14 protein-coding genes are annotated in these 17069 nt (G+C 48.0%); 12 read left to right on the top strand and 2 right to left on the bottom strand.

From position 1 onward, the window contains the following. The first annotated feature begins 1 nt into the window (after position 1). From sctV to EIZ48_RS04630, 8 genes are all read left to right on the top strand, one after another. Entirely contained in the window at positions 2-2077 is a 2076-nt protein-coding gene (gene sctV, locus EIZ48_RS04595) for a type III secretion system export apparatus subunit SctV (RefSeq protein ID WP_192928463.1), read from the top strand. A 139-nt stretch (positions 2078-2216) separates the two neighbouring features. Continuing rightward, a complete protein-coding gene (locus EIZ48_RS04600) occupies positions 2217-2528 on the top strand; it encodes a hypothetical protein (protein ID WP_160648910.1) in 312 nt (103 codons plus the stop codon). 28 nt (positions 2529-2556) lie between these two features. Continuing rightward, complete coding sequence (locus EIZ48_RS04605) at positions 2557-3558, top strand: DUF1521 domain-containing protein (protein ID WP_160648911.1); 1002 nt, start codon at positions 2557-2559, stop codon at positions 3556-3558. A 9-nt stretch (positions 3559-3567) separates the two neighbouring features. Continuing rightward, complete coding sequence (locus EIZ48_RS04610) at positions 3568-3846, top strand: hypothetical protein (protein WP_160648912.1); 279 nt, start codon at positions 3568-3570, stop codon at positions 3844-3846. Positions 3847-3858: 12 nt separating this feature from the next. Next, the gene (locus EIZ48_RS04615; RefSeq protein WP_160648913.1) at positions 3859-4359 is read left to right on the top strand and encodes an EscF/YscF/HrpA family type III secretion system needle major subunit; all 501 of its coding nucleotides are present in this window, start codon (positions 3859-3861) and stop codon (positions 4357-4359) included. A 15-nt stretch (positions 4360-4374) separates the two neighbouring features. After that, complete coding sequence (locus tag EIZ48_RS04620; protein WP_160648914.1) at positions 4375-4887, top strand: SycD/LcrH family type III secretion system chaperone; 513 nt, start codon at positions 4375-4377, stop codon at positions 4885-4887. Beyond that, positions 4862-5845 (top strand): type III secretion system translocon subunit SseC family protein, encoded by a 984-nt coding sequence (gene sctE, locus EIZ48_RS04625; RefSeq protein ID WP_160648915.1) that lies wholly within the window; start codon positions 4862-4864, stop codon positions 5843-5845. The genes EIZ48_RS04620 and sctE overlap by 26 nt, the downstream gene beginning before the upstream one ends. 10 nt (positions 5846-5855) lie before the next feature. After that, complete coding sequence (locus tag EIZ48_RS04630; protein WP_160648916.1) at positions 5856-6632, top strand: hypothetical protein; 777 nt, start codon at positions 5856-5858, stop codon at positions 6630-6632. Between the two features lie 123 nt (positions 6633-6755). Here EIZ48_RS04630 and EIZ48_RS04635 read toward each other — a convergent pair whose 3' ends face one another. Continuing rightward, positions 6756-7169 (bottom strand): hypothetical protein, encoded by a 414-nt coding sequence (locus EIZ48_RS04635; protein ID WP_160648917.1) that lies wholly within the window; start codon positions 7167-7169, stop codon positions 6756-6758. A gap of 55 nt (positions 7170-7224) precedes the next feature. Then, complete coding sequence (locus EIZ48_RS04640) at positions 7225-8070, bottom strand: winged helix-turn-helix domain-containing protein (protein WP_205298571.1); 846 nt, start codon at positions 8068-8070, stop codon at positions 7225-7227. Between the two features lie 1091 nt (positions 8071-9161). On the opposite strand from EIZ48_RS04640, the gene gltS reads away from it, so the two are divergent. The 4 genes from gltS (at position 9162) to EIZ48_RS04660 (ending at position 16967) form a co-directional block, all read left to right on the top strand. After that, entirely contained in the window at positions 9162-10391 is a 1230-nt protein-coding gene (gene gltS, locus EIZ48_RS04645) for a sodium/glutamate symporter (protein WP_160649016.1), read from the top strand. 977 nt (positions 10392-11368) lie between these two features. Then, entirely contained in the window at positions 11369-13432 is a 2064-nt protein-coding gene (locus tag EIZ48_RS04650) for a type I secretion system permease/ATPase (RefSeq protein WP_160648919.1), read from the top strand. Next, positions 13426-14811 (top strand): HlyD family type I secretion periplasmic adaptor subunit, encoded by a 1386-nt coding sequence (locus EIZ48_RS04655; RefSeq protein WP_160648920.1) that lies wholly within the window; start codon positions 13426-13428, stop codon positions 14809-14811. The genes EIZ48_RS04650 and EIZ48_RS04655 overlap by 7 nt, the downstream gene beginning before the upstream one ends. Beyond that, the gene (locus EIZ48_RS04660) at positions 14811-16967 is read left to right on the top strand and encodes a type I secretion system permease/ATPase (protein WP_160648921.1); all 2157 of its coding nucleotides are present in this window, start codon (positions 14811-14813) and stop codon (positions 16965-16967) included. Before EIZ48_RS04655 ends, EIZ48_RS04660 begins: the two co-directional genes overlap by 1 nt. The last annotated feature ends 102 nt before the right edge of the window (positions 16968-17069 follow it).

The following is a 17069-nucleotide window of genomic DNA, read 5'->3' on the forward strand; positions in this document are numbered from 1 at the left end:
AATGTTGCTTAGCCGCCTGACCGGCCGTAATGATCTGCTGTTGGCACTGCTGTTGATAGCCGTAGTCTTTATGATGATCCTGCCAATGCCAACGGAGCTGGTGGACGTACTCATTGCTATCAACCTGGGCATTGCAGTTATCTTGATGATGATGGCGATCTACATCCACACCCCGTTGGAATTTACTGTCTTTCCATCACTGCTGTTGCTGACCACATTGTTTCGCCTGTCGCTTTCAATTACCACCACGCGACTGATTCTGCTACAGGCGGATGCCGGGCAGATAGTCTATACCTTTGGCAACTTTGTGGTGGGTGGCAATCTGGTCGTGGGCGCTGTGATCTTTTTGATCATCACGATTGTACAGTTTCTGGTGATCACCAAAGGGGCGGAGCGGGTTGCCGAGGTGTCGGCACGTTTCAGTCTGGATGCCATGCCGGGCAAGCAGATGAGTATCGATGGCGATATGCGCGCCGGGGTTATTGATATGGAAGAGGCCCAGCTTCGGCGCAATCGAGTGGAGAAAGAATCGCAGTTATACGGTGCTATGGACGGTGCCATGAAGTTTGTTAAAGGGGATGCGATTGCCGGTTTGATTATTATCGTGGTGAACTTGCTGGGCGGGATCACGATTGGTGTCGTGCAGCGCGGTTTGCCTGCTGGGGAAGCCCTGTCTATTTATGCCATTTTGACCATTGGTGATGGTTTGATTTCACAGATCCCGGCGCTGTTTATTGCGATTACCTCCGGCATGATTGTGACTCGGGTATCGGCTGAGGTGTCGGCCGATTTGGGTAAAGATATCGGTAGCCAGATCACCAATCAACCCAATGCCTTGATGATTGCCAGTATCATCTTGCTGTTGTTTGCGTTGGTGCCCGGTTTTCCTACCGTCACGTTTCTGGTACTGGCGGCCGGGTTGGGAGTGGCGTCACAATGGCTAAAAAAACAATCAAAAAATGCTCAAAAGAGTGGCCAACACTTATCCTCTTCAGCGCCAGATTCACCGGCCAATGAAGGTGGCCAAGAAGGCTTCTCCCTGACCGTGCCACTGTCGCTATCTATTGTTGAGCTTGAGAGCCATGGATTTCAAGCTGAGGCTTTGTCGGCCTCTTTGGCTGAGCTGCGTCAAAACCTGACCCGGGAACTCGGCGTTCCTTATCCGACCATTCACTTGTATTGCCAGCCCGGCATGGCCGCCGATGATTCCTCTGAACAAAGTGTGAGGCCAAAAGGCGAGTTTCAACTGCATGTGCATGAGATCCCCGTTTTGTCGGGAGAGTTACTAGGCGATGCGGTGCTGGTGCATGCTGAAGAACAGCAATTGCAGATCCTCGGCCTGAATTATGAGCAGGCGCTGTTTAACCGCCGGCAGCTATTCTGGATAAAAGGAAAAACAGAGCAAGAAGTGGCAGGCCTCGGGTTAGTTTGTATGCCTGTTGTTGATGCTGTGCTGACTGATATTCACCAGGTGTTGATCAAGCATGCGCAGGACTTTATTGGCGTTCAGGAAACGCGTCAGTTGCTTGAGCACATGGAAGGCGAATTTGAGGAATTGGTTCGCGAGGTACAGCGACAGTTGCCGGTATTCAAGCTGACCGAGATCCTGCAGCGGCTGGTGTCAGAACAAATTTCGATCCGTAACCTGCGGGCTATATTGGAAGCTGTGGTCGAATGGAGTCAAAAAGAGAAGTCGGTGATACAGCTTACCGAGTATGTCCGTATTTCACTGAAGCGCTATATCAGCCATAAATACAGCAATGAACAAAATATGCTCCCCGCCTTTATGCTTACACCGGAAGCTGAGGAAACCATTCGCGCGGCGATCCGCCAAACCTCTGCCGGGAGTTATCTCGCGATGGATCCTGCCCAGTCTGAAACTCTTACCAATAACCTTGTGACAATTATCGGTGATCTTCAATCCCGTCCTCACATGCCGGTGGTCATCACAGCGATGGATATTCGCCGCTACGTGAAGAAACTGATTGAACCTAAGGCCTATGAGCTGCCAGTGCTGTCGTTTCAGGAGCTCAGCGATAGCGTCAATGTTCAGGCTTTAAACCGAATAGGGTTGTGAGCAGATTAATTCCTTAAATTTGCTTTTTTTCATGTTTTTCATTTCCCGATTCTGCACTGTTTTCGTGACTAAATATCTTTTGCTTTCTTGATAAATGAATCCAGATAAGCAAATCCAATTGATTTCAGGGAGGCCGAGAATGCCAATTGATGGGGCTAATTTTGAACCCGAACCGCTGGCTTCCACCTTAACCAGTAGCGAGAACTTGCTTGTTGAAGCTGCCCAACAGCTGAGACAAGGGGGAAGGGTTGTGGCGAATTGTCCGGTGACAGTTTCGCGTGCAACCCAACTACTAAACACTCACACCGCTTCGAACGACTTGCAACAGGCGACAGCACAGGTTGATGCAATGGCTGGTACTGAACCTGTCAGCGCAATGCAGCAAAAGACAGATCAGCAAAAGCCGGTTCGTCAACGCATTGGGCGAAGTGGCGCGCGAGTGTTTATCTAATTTTTCCATCCATAAAAAGGAGCACGAAATGGCAACTGTAAATGCCCTTGCTGGGGCGCAGTCCGTCAGCATGTATGCGAATGATCACAAACCGGAACTGAATGATTTGATGATGGCGGTGATGATTGACCGGACCAACATCTTGGACGGTCAGATTCGCGACGGGATCAGCAATATCAACGATCAGAACCAGAAAATGCGTGATCTGCAACAGCATATGGCTGAAGCACGTCAGGCTCAACAAGGTACCAACATTGTTGAAAACCCGACATGGTCGGTTGATGACAAAACCATCAAGCTGGATAACGGCTATGAAATTTCCCTAAGTGGATCCAGCCAGGAATGGACAATCAAAGATTCGGCAGGTAACTCGACCCGGATATGGGGCGACCCGCATGTGGCTGAAAAAGATGGCGGTACTTGGGACTTTAAGGACGGTGTGACGTTTGCCTTGGGTGACGGCACCAAGATTAGCGTTGGTACCACGGGCAATAATAATGGTATGACCTATTCGGATACGCTGACGATCACCAAGGGCAACCAGCATATTCAGGTGACAGGCATTGCTAATGATACCCCAAAAATATCGGGCCCTAGTCTTGACGGATTGAGTGTCGACAGAAATACCAATGACGGAACTGTCTTCTATGAAGCCGGTAATGCCAGTGATTGGAATACCAAAGCTGGTACGGAAATTACGTCGGATCAGGCTATGGCCGGGCGTACTGTCATTAATGAGGACACGACAATCGGGGCATCGCCGAAAATGAGCGAAGCAATGAAGAGCTTCCTCGAGGCGAACAATATTGAGATCCCGACCAATGAAGATGGCTACCTGAGCAAAGATGACTGGAAAAATGTCCTGAGCTCCATGCAGTCATTCGGTGACAGCCTGACCTCTGTATCACAGCTGGATATGGCCAAGCTGCAATCCTCGATGAACAAGTATAACCAGTCCTACGACATGCTTTCTAACTTCACCAGCAAGTACGCTTCAAGCATTGATTCACTGGTTGGTAATCTTCGTTAAGGTCACAACATGATGGAAGAAACACGTTCAATCGACGCTTTTCTCGCCGAACAAGATGCCCAATTAGCCGAGATAGCCGATACCTTGCAACAACACCAGACTCTGGTTGAACGGTACAAGCTGGATCGCCTCCAGGTCATTCTTGACGGGCAGTTGACAGCCAAGCAGAAAAAGCAGCGAGAGACCGAGCAACGTCAGTTCCTGCAGCAACTTGAAACGACAACGGTTATTTCAAGTACTCAATCTACAAACCATTTACCGCGTCGTATGCGTGGTATTTCAATTTAAGGAAGAAACATTATGTCTGCGATTACACCCACGTCGGGCGTTACCGGCAATACATTCAACCCGTCCGAAGCCTCGTTGGATTCTTTGATGATGATGGTAATGATGGATCGTTCGAACCTGCTCGATGCCCAGGTACGTGAAAAAATCGAGAACATTAACTCGAAGAACAAAGATCTTCAGGGCCTGAACGGCATCATGACCAAACTTCGCAACGATATGAGCAAGGTTGGCACCAAGGACGACGATACCGGCTCAATGAGCCCGGAAGTTGTGTCGTACCTGGAAAATAACTTCGCTAAGTTTGAAACCAAGGGAAGTTATACCCGTAAGGATATGGAGCTGCAGCTTTCTAACCTGAAAGACAAGGCCGAGAGTCTGACATCATCGTCTCAGCTTGATATGGCTCAGCTGCAATCGACAATGGGCAAGTACAACAATAGCTTCGAAATGCTATCGAACTTTGTGTCTAAGTATGGCTCTTCTATCGATTCTATTGTCGGTAACTTGCGTTAATTCGAGGTGAGTGAGATGACGACAGCAGCTGAAACAAATCAGGCTCTGCTTGGCGAGATCGAAAAGTACCTGAGCGGAGGTGGCACCTTCGGTGAGATATATGACCTGAGTCCGGAAACTATCGAGACGTTTTATCAGGTGGGCTATGGCCTGTATCAAGGAGGAAGCTATGCAGAGGCGGAAAAAGTCTTTCGTTTCCTGTGTCTCTTTGATCATTACGGCTTGCGCCACTTTATCGCGTTGGGCTCATGCCTTCAGATGCAGAAAGAGTATCAGTTGGCTATTGAGTCATATAGTTATGCCGGTTTGCTGGATGGCAAAGATCCAAGATCACCGTATCACGCAGCCGAATGCTATCTGGCGCTTGGGCAGCGGGAGAAGGCAAGCAGTGGTTTCTATGCGGCTAGTCAGTTATCAGAAAAGCACTCGAAATTTGATGAATTGTGCAACAAGGCTGCCACGATATACCAGCAGCTAAGTGCATCACTTCAGGAGACAGAGAATGAATCCAATGAATCCGCTGAGTGACAAGTTTGCGGCTCCGGGTTTGCAAACCAATCAACAAGCATTGGTTGAAAACCTCAAGCAAGCGGTGACTCAAGCATCTGTACCCCAGGCCGTTGAGGTGAGTCGGGGGACGGACAAGGCGCAGACACCCTCTGCGACTCGGCCGCCCATACTCGACATGCCGCTCGCCGATCAGGAAGACGTCAGCCGCGCGCTGATGGAAGTGCAGATGAAACTGCAAGATCAACAACTTAAACTCAGTACCAACGACATCAAAGGTATGCAGGCCAAGAACAAGGCCATGCACGAGCAACGCATTGAAAAGCTTCAAGAATCCATTGACAAAATGGCTGAAGCGAAGAAAGGCGGTCTTTTCGCCAAGATTTTCGGCTGGATTGCAACAATTGCAACAGTCATTGCTTCGGTTGCCCTGATTGCAACGGGAGTGGGTGCCCCTGCAGCGGCGATGATGCTGGCAGGTGCGGCACTGATGCTGACGCAGCAAATTTCCTCAGAGACAGGGAATTGGATGAACGATGCTGTGGCAGAGGTATTTCAGGCGTTTGGTATGGATGAGAAATCGGCGCAAATTGCGGCCAATGTGGCAATTATGGTTGCTGGTATTGCCCTGAGTCTTGGCGCGGGGGCCACGACAGCGGCGGCTGCAGCCACGACGACGGCGATGAAAGTTGCCAAAATTGTCAGCCAGGGGGCCAAGATTGCCGCCGGGGTGTCGGCTATCGGGCAAGGGACGGCGCAGGCTGTTTCGACAGAGGCAAAATACCAGTCCGATATGAGCAGAGCCGATGCCAAAGAGATGAGTGCCTACCTCAAGCGTTTGCAGCTTATGATGCAAGAGGAAATGGACCGGGTGCAGGAACTCCTTCAGAAAATGCAGGATAACGTTTCTGACGTGATGGCGATTCTATCCAGTGGTCAGGATTCACGCTCACAGATGGCGCGTTATATCAACGCTTAAGGAGGAAGGAATGATAACACCAGTAAATACACAGAGCCCAAGTCTCCATCAGCAGGGTTTGACTCTTGACGAAACAGCCTCCTTAACTGGGAGTAATGCGGCTAAGAAGGTTAATACCGTGCCTGTTCTGGTGCAGCAGGCGAGCACTGGGACGGCCAACCGGCCAGCTGGGGCTGTGTCGTTGGAGTTGCCAGTAGCGAGAAACGATGCTGACTACTCGCTGGCCATGAAGGACATAAGCAAACTGGATCATGAAGATACGATGGTCCAGATCAGTGATATCTTGACCTTGATGCACCAACTTGCGACGACGCAGCGCCAGCAGGCACGCGAAAGCAGGATGACTGAACGAGAGGCCGCTGTCGGTAGTATTCTGGGGCAGGCTGATAAGATACGCGAACAGGCTGAATTAGAGCGCCTGTCAGGCTGGATCTCAGCCGGTATTTCGATTGCTTCTGGGGCAATGCAGGTGAGCGGAGGGGTGAAAGCGCTGAAGATGAACATCTCTGATGCCAAGCTGCAGACGGTGAATAGTATTCAGCAGGCCAAAGCTCAGATCCTGACAGGTGTTGGCCAGTTACTGACGACGCAGATCGATTACCATGCCAAGCAGAAACAGGCTGACGGCAAGGTGCTGGAGGCTGATCAGAAGGTGCATGAGACGGCAATGGAAGACGAAGGCCAGCAAATGCAGTTCTATCTTGATGTCATTCGGGACGCCCGCCAAAAGCTGGAAGAAGTTATGCGAAGCCAGCAGGAATCGATGAAGAGTATCGTCAGAGCCTAAAGGGATTACTCACCAAGTTGTTGGTGAGTAGTTTTTGGCTAATAAGAGTGACAATGTTTCGTGACAGCGTCACATAAAAGACACCTCATTAGAGGTGTCTCGTTTTTTAGGCAGAATATTCACCTAGTTGATTTGGTAGCGATTCAGTGCCATTAAGTACCCGTCACCATGGTTGGTCGCAATTACAATGTAGTTATCTGTCGAGTCCACCACTTTCCATTTATTGTGGCCTGGAAGCTTCCTCGCTGCACTGAGTAAGTCATTGTACATACGGATGTCGCTTGCAGAGGCAATCAACCCTTTGCTGTAGTTTTCATCGATAATGTTCATTGAGTACTGACCATTGTTGTCCTTTTGGATGGTTCCCTTCGTATGCACTTCTACGATGTTTTTTAGCCCTGATTCTGAGAATATAGTTGTAATATCGATATTTTGATCTTCAATGAACACTTCGAGGTTTTTTTTACCGTGGTAAGAGCTTCCTGTTGTTTTTAAATCATAGGTACCACTATATGCCATCGCTGGTTTCTTATTCATGAAGTCCCAACTACTGACACTAAATACAGCCATTGAACTAACGAGAAATAAACTTTTAAGATACAAAACGACCGACCTCTTTAATTGTTAGCTTTTCTATTTCGGATATGGATTCATTGTTTTCAAGAAGGATAATCATATTGTGTGGTAATTTGTTACTATCAATAATTACGATTGATAGAGAGTCTTTTTTCAACATCAAATAAATTGATTTTGGCCTTTTTTTATTTGATGTTGAAATTAACACATTATTAATAGAGTCTGAAATACTATCAGTGAACTCATCATTATCTGAATAGATCTTTAATATGCTATCCGAGTAAACTTGTTCAGGTGTAATTGATTTACTAGGCTTAACTTCACGAATATATGGTAAGTATGGAGCATCTCCTATTAAATAAAATGAAATCATAAAAATTAGAGAACCAGAAAAATATGGCCACTTTTTCTTTGCAATATGAAGTGGCTCAATATTTATCTGTGATGAGGATGCCTTTATAGGTGAAGCAATGGCTGCACTATCGTTATTCTTATCTTCGCAAGTATCTTCTTTTGAGATGTCTTTGACTATTTCGCTCTCGAGTTTATAACCTACTTTTGCGATGGTTTTAAGCCACTTTTGCTCCTTGCCGTTGTCACCTATTAGAGTACGTATATTACTGATAGCCTGAGTAATAGAGCTGTCAGAGACTATCTTCCCTGGCCATGCCTTTTCAAGGATTGTTTCTTTAGAAACAACCATTCCAGCTTCAGAACAGAGTGCCAATAAGACGAGAAAGTCATGGCTACCAATACGCTTTTCTTCATTGGTCTCGGAATGGCGCAAAAGTGATGCATCTTTGATGAGAATCCAATCTTTTATTTTATACATTAAAGCTCTCACTTCTTGTTCAAGTCGCAACGTAAGAGTTACTTTTTGTTGCTTTATTAATCGTATGCCAACTGACTTGTTCGATAACAAGAGTGCCCAACATTACCATTATTAAATTAGTTTGATTGCTCCTTGAATCATAATTGTTAATTTTATCATGTTTTTTTGATACAAATAGGAGTAGAGTAAAAGCTTCATCTCGTTAGGTGTCATTGTTATTTGAGCTTTCTTATTCATAAATTTGAATTGTTCAAACATTTTAGTTTGAAGTTGTGGTAACTGTGATGCATATAAAGTAGATTCAAAAGTCTAACTCGGTGTTCAATGAAAGTGCTGTTTTTTTGAATGAGTGTCTTATATTAGCAATTGCAAATATTAGCGTTTCATCATTTATATAGCACAGACAGTTACCGCTGATAAGTGAAGTGGAATAGCACTATCGTTCTTTTATGTAGAAAATGAGTTTATTTATAAAAGTTGGATTTATTAAATGAAGCAAATAATAATATAATTTTTTTATGTCAACGTGATTTTTAACTTGGTAATATTTTTAACTTTTAATTCTTTAATACCATTTTGTTGTACTTAAATGTATATGCTTTAGCTCAAATATATTGATGAAATGTGTGTTATATTCACAACGTTTCTGTGATTTAAATCCGTCTCAATAGTTGAGTTGAAATTAGTCGGATATGCGTATTGAGAGTAATTGTCGCACGTCATCACGACGATGGATAATGGCACACGACCTATGCGCAATCGGAATATATTTATACTCAAGTTGCAGTGCTCTATGTTGCTTCGATGGAAATAAATTAATCAATGCACATTTATCCTGGCATATCCATACCTTGAAGCTATGAATCCAAAAAATTGTCTGGTCAGCGGAATTAATTTGAAGTCTGAATTAATTATAACGTGCATATCATTTAAATGTTTATGTCTGATAAATCAGGCTAATTTACCTTTGGTTAAGCTCTTGTAGTTAATAATTGAGCCGTGATTTTCTGTTTAATTGATTTTCATTGGCTAATGTTAGTGATGGGAATTGATATCAAAGAAAAATCTTACTTGTTAGCTGTTATCAACTAGATGCGAATTAGGGTGGGTGAGTAATGGAAATGGACTGGGCCAATGGGGTCTTAAAGCTAAGTTCTTTTTTTGCAGTGACGATAGGTATTCTTGTTCTTTTTGTCGGTCGTCGCCTCAACAAGATGTTCGCGTTGCTGCGCGAGTTTAGTATTCCCGAACCAGTTACTGGCGGGATCCTTTTTTCAATTTTGATCGCGCTAGTTTACGTCGTCGCTGGTATTGAAATTGAATTTGATCTGATGGCAAGGGATATCCTGCTGGTGTACTTTTTTACCACTATCGGTATCAATGCCAGCCTCAAGGATCTGCTTAAGGGCGGGATCCCTCTGGTAGTACTGCTAGCTATCACAATCGGTTACATGCTGGTCCAGAACTTTACCGGGATCAGTGTTGCCGCTATGTTTGGTCTGGATTCTGCCGTTGGTATGCTGGGAGGTAGTGTTTCTCTGATCGGCGGTCATGGAACGGCAATAGCCTGGGCTCCCCGCATTTCGGAGGGGTTTGGCATTAGCAACGCTATGGAGATTGGTATTGCCTGTGCGACCTTTGGTCTGATCCTTGCCAGTTTGATGGGGGGGCCCATCGCGAAATTCCTGATCACTCGCTACGATCTCAAGCCTGATCACAAAGAGCAGCTGGATGTCGGTGTTGCTGACGAGTCGCAAAACGGTGACGGAACAATAACCGGTTTCGATTTTCTCGATGCGATTTTTGCTATCCATGTCTGTGCGATCCTGGGTTTTATACTCAACGAAGCCATTGCTGAACTAGGTCTGCAGCTGCCATTGTTTGTCACCTGCTTGTTTGCCGGAATTGTGATCACCAATCTTATTCCTGATGCCTACCCCCGGATCTCCGGCACTAAGTGGCCATCACGTAAACCAGCAATAGCCCTAATTGCTGATGTGTCACTGGGTACATTCCTGGCAATGTCGCTTATGAGTATGCAGTTGTGGACTTTGGTGGACTTGGCAGGACCGATCTTTGCGATTCTCGGTGCGCAGTTCATTGTGGCGATTGTGGTTAATATCTTTATCGTATTCCCTGTTATGGGTAAAAACTATGATGCCGCTGTTGTGTGCGCGGGCTTTGGTGGTATTTCGCTTGGTTCGACCCCGACGGCAATGGCCAACATGTCTGCGGTATCTCAGCGTTACGGTAACTCGCATCAGGCGTTTATTATCGTGCCTTTGGTGTGTGCATTCTTTATCGATTTAGCCAATGCGCTGATCATTCCGTACTTCCTGGCGAACTTCTAATTTTGCTTTAGAAAGATAAGGTAAACAGCCACTCCATTATTGATGGGGTGGCTGTGTGTATAATTTTTATTACTTTTAAGATAAGGTCTGATGCTATTTTTTGTCAGATATATATGACAGAAATGAGATAATCAACACTGAATCAACAAATGTAGTTAAAACAAGATTGCAATTTAATTTTTATAATATTTAATTTGTATAACAATAATAATGAAAGCGGAGGCACTGAATACTTCAACTTACACTCCTATTTAATAACTCTGTTCTTGGCATGGAATTAAACTTATCTGTAGCCTGCTTCTAATATTCGATACGGTGCTTTTTAAAGTGAATCTTGAGATTATGTCAGTCCACTAGCTGGTAAGGGGTTGAACTAAGGTGTCGGTATAATAGTGTAAACAAACGGGTGGTTGTTATTTTTATTTTTGTAAGTGACTAATAAATAAGGGTAAAATCATATTCACCAATTTGCATTGATATGGTTGCATATATTGTGGCGGAAATTTAACGAGTTGATAGGATTAATTCGAATATTACTAAAAGCTTTATAAGTAATAGCTAAAGTTTAAAGAGAATTATATTTGTATACATAGTGTGATGCTTATCTTATTACTGTCGTATTAACATATACATGCGATTATTTGCTGTTATATTTCTGAAATCTACTATTTATGGCTGGTTTGAATGATTTCCTCGAAGATATAACCAACTAATAATTTATAAAGTTTATCGAACTGACTTGTAGCATATCTAAATTCCTGGTGCCTTCGATTTTGGGGGGTAATAGCTACTTGAAAAATACCCTTATAGTTGAGGTATCACATTTCAATCGCTGTATTGATAGCTTGCACAACAACCTTACATCACGAAAGTGATGTGAGGTGATTTATAAATTATAAGTATATATACAAATGAAAACGTTATTTGGATCATCGCATGACTCAGAATGTTTATATTCTGCTTTAGCTTGTAGTCGAATGTTGATACTGCTTTCTGGTGGGACTCCTTCAGATGTTGTACTTGATAATTCTCAGGCGAAAATACGAAAAGCAATAAATGAATATGGGAAAGACAACGGTGTTGAGCTTACATTAGGCCAACTTAAGCTGAGTCAGCTAACACCAGACAAATTACCGCTTGCCTATAAAAACAAACAGGGTGAATTTGTTATTGCTGCACGTATTTCTGGGCGAGAGGTGTTGGTTCAGGAGACCGAAAGTGCTTCACCGAAAATCCTTTCTCTAACAGAGCTTGAGGGGCAGTGGTGTGGTGAAGTGATCCGTATGCAGGGACCGTCACTTCGGTTTGATGTCTCCTGGTTTATTCCTGAGTTTGTTCGTCACCGTCGCTTGTTTACCGAAGTGTTGTTGTTTTCCCTGATGTTGCAATTGTTGGCGCTGGCAACGCCACTATTCTTCCAGGTGGTGATGGATAAGGTTCTGGTGCATCAGGCGTTGTCGACCCTGGATGTGCTCGTGGTGGTGTTGGTCGTCGTTGGGATATTTGAAGTTGTGCTCAAGGGGCTTCGCGAATACCTGTTTGCACACACCTCCAACCGGATTGATATCGGCCTAGGTATCAAGTTATTTCGCCATCTGCTGGGCCTGCCGTTGCTCTATTTCAAACACCGGCAGGTCGGCGCCATTATTACTCGGGTGCAGGAGCTCGATAGCATTCGTGAATTCTTGACCGGTTCAATGCTGACCTTGTGTGTTGATGTAGCGTTTACTTTTGTGTTCTTCGGAGTCATGGCCTGGTTGTCGCTGCCACTGACTTGCCTTGTTCTTGCGGTGCTTCCGTTTTACTTCCTTCTGGCATGGCGCAGTACAGGTCGGTTGCAGGCATGTATTGAAAAACAGTTTCAAACCTCGGCGCTGAATACGTCTTTTCTGAATGAGTCTGTCAGCGGAGCTGAAACGATTAAAAGCCTGGCTGTTGAACCTCGTATGCAGCGTCGCTGGGAAGCTCAGACAAGTGACATGGTGGAGGCGGGCTTTAACACCCAGAGCATTAATAATCTGATCAGCCACGGAGTTATGCTCCTGCAGAAGATCACCAGTGTTGGGGTGATCTGGTTAGGGGCAAACATGGTGATGTCACTGGAACTAACCATAGGTCAGCTGATCGCCTTTAATATGATGGTTTCCCATGTCAGCCAGCCTATCACCAAGTTAATAGAGCTGTGGCAGCAGTTTGTCCAGGTACGTGTTGCGGTCGACAAGCTAGGCGATATGCTCAACCTGCCTGTTGAGCAAGAGCAGGGCAATGTTTTTCCGGCTTCCCCGCTTAAAGGCGACTTAAAAATTCGTAATTTGCTATTTCGTTATCAGCCGAACTTAAATCCTGTTCTTCAGGGCGTCAACCTGCATATCAAGCCCGGCGAAACCCTCGGGATCGTCGGCCCTTCCGGCTCGGGGAAAAGTACCCTGACCCGGATCCTGCAAAAGCTGTACACCCCGGATGAAGGGGAAGTGCTTATCGACGGTAATTCGCTCTATAGCCTGGATCCCGGTTATCTGCGCAGCCAAATCGGCGTGGTACTGCAGGAGAATTACATGTTCAACCGCAGTGTGCGCAATAACATCGCGATTAAAGATACCACTGTACCGTTAGAGGCCGTCGTTGAGGCTGCCAAACTGGCCGGTGCCCATGACTTCATCCTTCAGCTCCCCCTTGGTTACGACACCGTATTGGCAGAAGGCGGCAGCTCATTGTCTGGCGGTCAGCGTCAGCGTATTGCCATCGCCCGTGCGTTGATGGCTGATCCGAGGATCCTGATCTTCGATGAAGCAACCAGTGCGCTGGATGACGAATCCCAGGCGCTGATCCAGGCCAATATGGCGAAGATCGCCCACGGCCGAACTGTCATCACCATTGCCCATCGTCTGTCAACCGTCCGTCATTGCGATCGGATTATTACCCTGGAGCAGGGGCGGATAACTGAATCAGGCAGCCATTCGCAGTTATTGGCCCTGAAAGGCTGTTATGCCCGCCTCTGGCAGCTACAGCAGGAATTACGTAAGGAGTCTGCCGCATGTTAATCAAGCATTTCAAAACGGCCCGGAAGGCATTGCAGCAGGAGCGTCAGGCACCGTCGGCCTTGAAGCGTTCGCGGGACGAATATGAGTTTCAGCCCGGGTATCTTGAAATCGTCGAACGCCCGCCAGCTCCGTGGACCCGGCGGACGGCGATGGCATTGACGCTTCTGTTGGTTATAGCGTTGCTCTGGTCTGTTATCGGCCGGCTCGATATCCATGCAAGGTCCGCAGGACGGTTGATTGTTTCCAGCCATTCCAAGGTGATCCAGTCGCTGGAGTCAGGGGAAATTTCGGCGATTAATGTCCGGGATGGCCAGCGAGTTAGGGCCGGCGACATCCTTATCACCCTCAATCCCATCGGCGTCGAGGCCGAAGTGCGCGAGCTACAGGAGAAACTGGTTTTCCGCCAGCTCGAGCAGTCACGGCTGCAGGCTCTGCTGACAAGCGATCCGCTCGCGTCATTCAAATTACCGAACGGTGTTTCTCCGGTTCAGGCGCTTACTGCTCATGAACACCTTCAGAGCGAGTGGCTGGAGGTTACCAATAACCTCGACAGCCTCAATGGTGAAATGAGTGTCAACCTGGCCAACCAGCAGGCTCGGCGTGCCGATATCGCGGGGTTGGAGATGCTGATGACAAATATCCGTGCTCGCCTTCACGCTCGCCAGACTTTGGCGGCCAACAAGCTGATCCCCCGAATGGAGCTTCTGGAGCAGGAACGTGAGCAACTGGAAACAGATCGCGCCCTTTCCAAGCAACATGCAGAGATTGATGTGTTGAAAGCGCAATACCTGAGCCTGAAGGAGCAACGTGAAAGCTATCTGTCCAAAATCCGCCGAGAGTACTACGACAAACTGAACCAGGCGCAGGGGGCGATAGCCGAGATCCGGCAGGAACTGGTCAAGGCGAACGAGAAACACCGGCTGCAAACCCTGCGATCGCCAGTGGATGGTGTGGTTCAGCAGTTGTCAGTTCATACCCTCGGGGGCGTTATTCAGGCTGCTCAGCAATTGCTGGTGATTGTACCGGATGATGCCGCGCTTGAGGCAGAAGTGATGATATTGAACAAGGATGTCGGTTTTGTTCAGGCCGGGCAGCCAGTGGAAATCAAGGTGGATTCGTTTCCATATACCCGCTACGGCACGATTAGCGGAGAAGTGGCCCATGTGTCGCGAGATTCAGTGGAAGATGAGCAGATGGGGCTGGTCTTTCCTGCCCGGGTACAAATAGATCGCCATACGATTGCTGTAGATGACAAAGAAGTCCCGCTACAGGCGGGGATGAGCATCACCGCAGAAATTCGTACCGGTGACCGGCGAGTGATTGACTACCTGCTGAGTCCTTTGCAGCAGTATCAGTCTGAAGCCATGAGGGAGCGATAATGGCTGTAGCAGAAGCGATTGAGACAGAAGCTCTGGCTGTGAATGTTGACCGAGCTACAGGGGATCCGGCGCTACTTGCCTTGGTGCGGGCTGCACGTTGCTTTGATTTAGCGGTAGAGCCCGAGCAGTTGGTACACCAGCTTGGCCGTAGCGAGGGGGCGGTGGACAGCCTTGATCTTTGCCGGTGTGCGCGCTGGATAGGGCTTCGGGCGCGGTGTATCTCCACGCAGTTGGAACGCTTGTCGGCGCTGCCGTTACCGGCGTTGCTCAATACAGAGCAGGGTTGGGTGGTGCTGGAAGCTGTTACAGACGATATGGTTACCCTGTATCACCCTTCTACCGAGAACAGTCGGAGCTACCCGATTGGTGTGTTTGGTCAGCACTGGCACGGTGAAGCCCTGTTGCTGGCCGATACCGAGGAGCGGCCCAAAAAGCAAAAGTTTGGTTTCGGATGGTTTGTCCCCTCCATTCGCAAACATGTGATCCAGTTTCGACGGGTGTTGCTGGTGTCGCTGATGTTGCAGCTGATCGCCCTGGTGACTCCGATATTGTTTGAGAACGTGATTGACAGGGTACTGGTCAGCAGAAGCCTTTCCAGCCTTCAGGTGCTGGGGATTGCGATGCTGGCGCTGGCCGTGTTCGAGCCCATTTACGGCTTCCTCCGATCCTGGCTGTTTGCCAACCTTGCCAGCAAGGTCAATTCAGAGCTGTCCAGCCGTTTGTACGAGCATTTAGTCGCCCTTCCTCTCGGTTATTTCCAGCAGCGACAAACCGGGCAAATTATCGCCCGAGTGAGAGAGATGGGCCAGATCCGTCAGTTCCTTACCGGGTCGGCATTAACCATGGTGCTGGATCTGGCTTTCATCAGCTTATTTCTTGCCGTGATGTTTGGCTATGCCCCGAAGCTGACTTGGCTGGTACTCGGTTCGTTGCTGGTTTATTTCTTTTTCTGGCTGGCTGTCGGCCCGGTACTGCGAGCTCGCGTGACCCGGGAGTACGAACTGGGTGCCGACAATACCGCCTTTCTGGCCGAGTCTGTTACCGGGATTGAAACCATCAAGACAACCGCTACTGAGTCCGGCTTTCTCCATCAGTGGGAGCGCCAGCTGGCAAGTTTCGTGAAAGCCTCGTTCCGGGCCAAGGTGGTTGGGGTTTGGGCCGGACAGGGAATCGGATTGATCCAGAAGCTGACGTCGGCACTGCTGCTGTGGTGGGGCGTCACGCTAGTGATGGACGGCCTGCTGAGTCCGGGCGAGCTGGTTGCGTTCAATATGCTGTCGGGTCATGTTACTCAACCTATTCTGAGGCTGGCACAGGTCTGGCAGGATTTTCAGCACACCCTTATTTCCTTGCGCCGGATTGGCGACATTCTTGACGAGGATGATGAGGACGGCAACGGCGGATTGGCCTCCGTTCCCAAGCTGCGCGGTGGTGTGTGTTTTAGCGGCGTGCGTTTTCGCTACAGCGAAGACAGTCAGGAAGTGCTGCGCAACTTGAATCTGGAGATAAAGCCCGGTGAGTTTGTGGGGATCACCGGCCCTTCTGGGTCGGGCAAATCAACGCTTACCCGTTTGTTGCAGCGCCTGTATGTGCCCCAGCACGGGCAAGTGTTGGTGGATGGTATCGATTTGGCCATCGCCGATCCGGTGGCATTGCGCCGTAACATGAGCGTAGTGCTGCAAGAAAGTCTTTTGTTCTCGGGTACCGTAGCCGAGAACATCCGTCTGTGTTGTCCGCAGGCGACTGATACCGAGGTGGCCGAGGCCGCAGCCCTGTCAGGGGCCGATGAGTTTATCCGCGAATTGCCGCAGGGCTATGAGACCCAGGTGGGTGAAAAGGGCGGGCGACTATCTGGCGGCCAGCGCCAGCGTATTGCCCTTGCCCGGGCGCTATTGACTGATCCCGGTATTTTGCTGCTGGATGAGGCCACCAGTGCATTGGATTACGAGTCGGAAGCGGCGGTGATGGCAAATATGGAGGCTATCACCCAAGGCCGCACGGTGATCAGTATTGCCCATCGACTCAATACCTTGCGTCATGCTGATCGCATCCTGGTGATCGATGGCGGACAGATTGTCGAGCAGGGAACCCATGATTGGCTATTGGAGCAAGGAGGCACCTATGCCCGGCTCTGGAAGCTGCAGGTAGCTTCATAGCTGCTCTGTTGATGTGGGTGCCTGATCTCGCATCCATTTCGTCTACTGAATGTTCTCATCACTGTGTATATCTGTGATGGGCCATGCCTTGCCTTGGTTTTA

The sequence above is a fragment of the Photobacterium alginatilyticum genome (genome assembly GCF_009910675.1).
Classification (GTDB): Bacteria; Pseudomonadota; Gammaproteobacteria; order Enterobacterales; family Vibrionaceae; genus Photobacterium; species Photobacterium alginatilyticum.

Coding starts and splice junctions, on each gene's coding strand:
- EIZ48_RS04650 (WP_160648919.1), top strand. CDS start 11,369: ATGTTGATACTGCTTTCTGGTGGGACTCCTTCAGATGTTGTACTTGAT.
- EIZ48_RS04605 (WP_160648911.1), top strand. CDS start 2,557: ATGGCAACTGTAAATGCCCTTGCTGGGGCGCAGTCCGTCAGCATGTAT.
- EIZ48_RS04630 (WP_160648916.1), top strand. CDS start 5,856: ATGATAACACCAGTAAATACACAGAGCCCAAGTCTCCATCAGCAGGGT.
- gltS (WP_160649016.1), top strand. CDS start 9,162: ATGGACTGGGCCAATGGGGTCTTAAAGCTAAGTTCTTTTTTTGCAGTG.
- EIZ48_RS04635 (WP_160648917.1), bottom strand. CDS start 7,169: ATGAATAAGAAACCAGCGATGGCATATAGTGGTACCTATGATTTAAAA.
- EIZ48_RS04655 (WP_160648920.1), top strand. CDS start 13,426: ATGTTAATCAAGCATTTCAAAACGGCCCGGAAGGCATTGCAGCAGGAG.
- EIZ48_RS04610 (WP_160648912.1), top strand. CDS start 3,568: ATGATGGAAGAAACACGTTCAATCGACGCTTTTCTCGCCGAACAAGAT.
- sctV (WP_192928463.1), top strand. CDS start 2: ATGTTGCTTAGCCGCCTGACCGGCCGTAATGATCTGCTGTTGGCACTG.
- EIZ48_RS04615 (WP_160648913.1), top strand. CDS start 3,859: ATGTCTGCGATTACACCCACGTCGGGCGTTACCGGCAATACATTCAAC.
- sctE (WP_160648915.1), top strand. CDS start 4,862: ATGAATCCAATGAATCCGCTGAGTGACAAGTTTGCGGCTCCGGGTTTG.
- EIZ48_RS04660 (WP_160648921.1), top strand. CDS start 14,811: ATGGCTGTAGCAGAAGCGATTGAGACAGAAGCTCTGGCTGTGAATGTT.
- EIZ48_RS04600 (WP_160648910.1), top strand. CDS start 2,217: ATGCCAATTGATGGGGCTAATTTTGAACCCGAACCGCTGGCTTCCACC.
- EIZ48_RS04620 (WP_160648914.1), top strand. CDS start 4,375: ATGACGACAGCAGCTGAAACAAATCAGGCTCTGCTTGGCGAGATCGAA.